The following is a 1,792-nucleotide window of genomic DNA, read 5'->3' on the forward strand; positions in this document are numbered from 1 at the left end:
AAAGCGACGCAGCCACTCCAGCTTCGCCTCTCCAAACTGCTCGATCGCCTCCCAGCCGTCCGCCCCGCTCAGCACACCACAGACCGTCAACAGCAGAATTTCTTTAAGAGGATACAGCTTGTTACGCTCAATACGGGGATCTTCAAGGCTGGCAAAATGCTCGATCATACTGGCGGACACGCAAGGCTCCTTAAGGCGATTGGCTAACAGGGGGCTGCAACATCATGTCAGATCTAGCGTTAATACGCTCTCGCCCTGCTCAAGATCCTGGTGTGGCAGCACAACGGCTTCTGGCTGTGGTACCGGCGCCTCGAGCGCGAGCGCTTCTGGTGGCCGATGTCGGCGAGTGAAGGGCCAGTGAAGCTGTCGGCACGCGAGTTTCAGTGGTTGCTCGATGGGCTGGATCCGACCCGGGTTCAGGCGCATAAACGCGCCGATCTCGATCTCATCTGGCGTTCATAAGTCGCCGATTTGACAAGGGAATCTGGTATAATGCCGGGCATGTCCAGCACCGCTCAACCCCTCCCCGACGCTCCCGCCGAACTGCGTGCGATCATCGCCCAGTTGACCGAGCAATTGGCCGAGGCGGAGCGTGAGCGCGGGGCTCAGGAGCAGCGCATCGCGCAGTTGCTCGAGACCATCGAGCTGCTCAAGCGCAAGCGTTTCGGACGCAGCGCCGATCAGCTTCCGGACAGCCAGCTGCGCCTGTTCGATGAAACCGAGCTCGAGGCGCTCATCGGCGAACTCGAGGCCGAGCTGCCTGTGGCCCCAAAGTCGGACGCGGCCAAAAACACGGCGGAGCCGACCAAGCGCCAACCCGTGCGCCGTCCCCTGCCGAGCCATCTGCCTCGCGTCGAGCGTCTGCTCGATTTCGGCGAGGACGAGAAGGCCGCAATGGGGGATGACTGGAGCTTCATCGGCTATGACACCTCCGAGCAATTGGCGATCCTGCCGCGCCAAACCTACGTCATCGTCTACAAGCGTGCCAAGTACATCGCGCGGACGCAGGACGTCCCAGGAGCCGAGGTCGGGGTCAAGATCGCCCCGCGTCCCGAACAGATCATCCCCAAGTCGATCGCCCACAGCTCACTGCTGGCGGGGATCGTCACCGCCAAGTTCGTCGATGCCCTGCCACTATACCGCCAAGAGAAGATTTTCGAGCGTGAGGGCATCGACCTGAGCCGCCAGACCATGGCCGGGCTGCTGATCCAGCTCAACGCACCGCTCGCCCCCATCGCCGCTGCGCTCAAAGCCCTGCTGCGCCAAGGCACGGTGGTCCACGTCGACGAAACGCCCGTTCAGGTGCTTCGCGAGCCCGGGCGCGACAACACTCAAACCTCCTACATGTGGGTGTTCTGCGGCGGGCCGCCCGGACAGCCGGTGCGTTGGTTCGCCTATGCCGACAGCCGTGCCGCCTGCGTGCCCAAGGGCGTTCTGCTCGAGGCCCCAGCCTAGTACCACAGACCTGAAATTGCCGGGATAATGGCAGGCGACGATCCAACCCCAGCCAGAGGAGTCGTCCACCATCGCCCGTCCAGCCCCTTTGATTTCGATATCTAGGGTTCAAACCCCCGCCTTTCAGGCGGGCAGATTTCATCTCCAGCCCTCTCGCTGCTACGGTTGATCCTGGCCCCTGGAGCAACGAGCGGAGAGAGGATGGATTATCGCTACGGTAGCCACACGGTTTTCCGGATTGAGTACCACTTTGTCTGGGTTACCAAGTATCGCTACAAAGTGCTGAGAGGGGACGTAGAGGAGAGGGTTCGCGAATTGGTGCGACAGACCTGCGATG

The 1,792-nt window shown here is 61.8% G+C and carries 4 protein-coding genes; 3 read left to right on the top strand and 1 reads right to left on the bottom strand.

Annotation, left to right across the window (positions count from 1 at the left end; translation table 11 throughout):
- Positions 1-180, bottom strand: a 180-nt coding sequence (locus THIDRDRAFT_RS23100; protein ID WP_007043368.1) for an ISAs1 family transposase, incomplete at its 3' end; no start/stop codon positions are given.
- Between the two features lie 87 nt (positions 181-267).
- On the opposite strand from THIDRDRAFT_RS23100, the gene tnpB reads away from it, so the two are divergent.
- The 3 genes from tnpB to THIDRDRAFT_RS25200 form a co-directional block, all read left to right on the top strand.
- A complete protein-coding gene (gene tnpB, locus THIDRDRAFT_RS23105; RefSeq protein ID WP_281054781.1) occupies positions 268-462 on the top strand; it encodes an IS66 family insertion sequence element accessory protein TnpB in 195 nt (64 codons plus the stop codon).
- 39 nt (positions 463-501) lie between these two features.
- Positions 502-1,455, top strand: coding sequence for an IS66 family transposase (locus THIDRDRAFT_RS23110; RefSeq protein WP_245535925.1), 954 nt, complete (start codon positions 502-504; stop codon positions 1,453-1,455).
- Positions 1,456-1,656: 201 nt separating this feature from the next.
- Positions 1,657-1,792, top strand: a 136-nt coding sequence (locus tag THIDRDRAFT_RS25200) for a transposase (protein ID WP_007043370.1), incomplete at its 3' end; no start/stop codon positions are given.

The organism is Thiorhodococcus drewsii AZ1, assembly GCF_000224065.1.
Taxonomy (GTDB): Bacteria; Pseudomonadota; Gammaproteobacteria; order Chromatiales; family Chromatiaceae; genus Imhoffiella; species Imhoffiella drewsii.

Bases quoted from the DNA above. Each gene is read 5' to 3' on its own strand.
- THIDRDRAFT_RS23110 (WP_245535925.1), top strand. From the start codon at position 502: ATGTCCAGCACCGCTCAACCCCTCCCCGACGCTCCCGCCGAACTGCGT.